This is a genomic window from Citrobacter sp. wls718 (assembly GCF_005280945.1).
Lineage (GTDB): Bacteria > Pseudomonadota > Gammaproteobacteria > Enterobacterales > Enterobacteriaceae > Citrobacter > Citrobacter gillenii.
Genome location: NZ_SZWV01000069.1, coordinates 76,901 through 78,472, shown reverse-complemented (window position 1 = coordinate 78,472; position 1,572 = coordinate 76,901). Strand labels below are relative to the sequence as shown.

2 protein-coding genes are annotated in these 1,572 nt (G+C 59.7%); both read left to right on the top strand.

The features are described 5' to 3' along the window. Window positions 1-43 precede the first annotated feature (43 nt). Window positions 44-724 carry a phosphonate C-P lyase system protein PhnL gene (gene phnL, locus FDW95_RS14285; RefSeq protein WP_115259673.1) on the top strand — a complete coding sequence of 227 codons (681 nt, stop codon included), beginning with the start codon at window positions 44-46 and terminating at the stop codon, window positions 722-724. Next, on the top strand, window positions 721-1,572 hold an 852-nt coding region (gene phnM, locus FDW95_RS14280; protein WP_249359120.1), incomplete at its 3' end, for an alpha-D-ribose 1-methylphosphonate 5-triphosphate diphosphatase. The genes phnL and phnM, both read left to right, overlap by 4 nt.

The window sequence follows — 1,572 nt, the reverse complement described above, 5'->3', positions numbered from 1 at the left end:
GATAAGCGCAGCGCCATCCGGCAATAAGAACCATGAGGCTCAAATGATCCGCGTAGAAAATGTCAGTAAAACCTTTGTACTGCACCAGCAAAACGGCGTACGCCTGCCGGTGTTGCACAACGCCACTCTGGACGTAAAAAGCGGTGAGTGCGTGGTGCTGCACGGTCACTCGGGCAGTGGGAAATCAACGCTGCTGCGTTCGCTGTACGCCAACTATCTGCCGGACACCGGCCATATTCATATTCAGCACGGCGACGAGTGGGTGGATCTGGTGCAGGCTCCGGCGCGGAAAGTGCTGGAAGTGCGCCGTTCCACCATCGGCTGGGTCAGCCAGTTCCTGCGCGTGATCCCCAGGGTCTCGGCGCTGGACGTGGTGATGCAACCGCTGCTGGATCTGGGCTTCTCCCGCGACGTGTGTGCGTCCAAAGCGGCGCGCCTGCTGGAACGTCTGAACGTCCCGGAAACGCTGTGGCATCTCGCCCCATCGACCTTTTCCGGCGGTGAGCAGCAGCGCGTCAACATTGCGCGCGGGTTTATCGTCGATTACCCAATTTTACTGCTCGATGAGCCCACCGCGTCGCTGGATGCCAAAAACAGCGCCGCCGTAGTGGCACTGATAGAAGAAGCCAAAGCGCGCGGCGCGGCAATTGTCGGTATTTTTCACGATCAAACCGTTCGCGACCGCGTGGCGGACCGTTTGCACCTGATGGGAACCACAGCATGATTATCAATAACGTAAAGCTGGTGCTGGAAGACGAAGTGGTACAGGGATCGCTGGAAATGGAGGGCGGCGTGATTCGCGCTATTACCGAAAGCCAGAGCCGTCTGCCCGAGGCGCTGGACGGTGAAGGTGGCTGGCTGCTGCCGGGGCTTATCGAACTGCACACCGATAATCTCGACAAATTCTTCACCCCGCGCCCGAAGGTGGATTGGCCCGCGCATTCGGCGATGAGCAGCCATGACGCGCTGATGGTCGCCAGCGGCATCACCACCGTGCTGGATGCAGTGGCGATTGGCGATGTTCGCGACGGCGGCGATCGCCTGGAAAATCTGGAAAAGATGATCAATGCGGTGGAAGAAACGCAGAAGCGCGGGGTCAACCGCGCCGAGCATCGTCTGCATCTGCGTTGCGAACTGCCGCACCACACCACCCTGCCGCTGTTTGAAAAACTGGTCGGGCGCGAACCAGTGACGCTGGTTTCACTGATGGATCACTCGCCGGGCCAGCGCCAGTTCGCCAACCGCGAAAAATACCGGGAATATTATCAGGGCAAGTATTCACTTACCGATGAGCAGATGGCCCGCTACGAAGAAGAACAGTTGGCCCTCGCCGCATGCTGGTCGCAGCCCAACCGGACCGCCATCGCGCAGATGTGTCGCGAACGCCATATTGCGCTGGCAAGCCACGACGACGCTACCCATGACCATGTTCTCGAATCACATCAACTTGGCAGCGTGATCGCCGAGTTTCCCACCACCTTTGCAGCCGCAGAGGCTTCACGCCAGCACGGCATGAACGTGCTGATGGGCGCACCCAATATCGTGCGCGGCGGCTCGCACTCCGGCAACGTC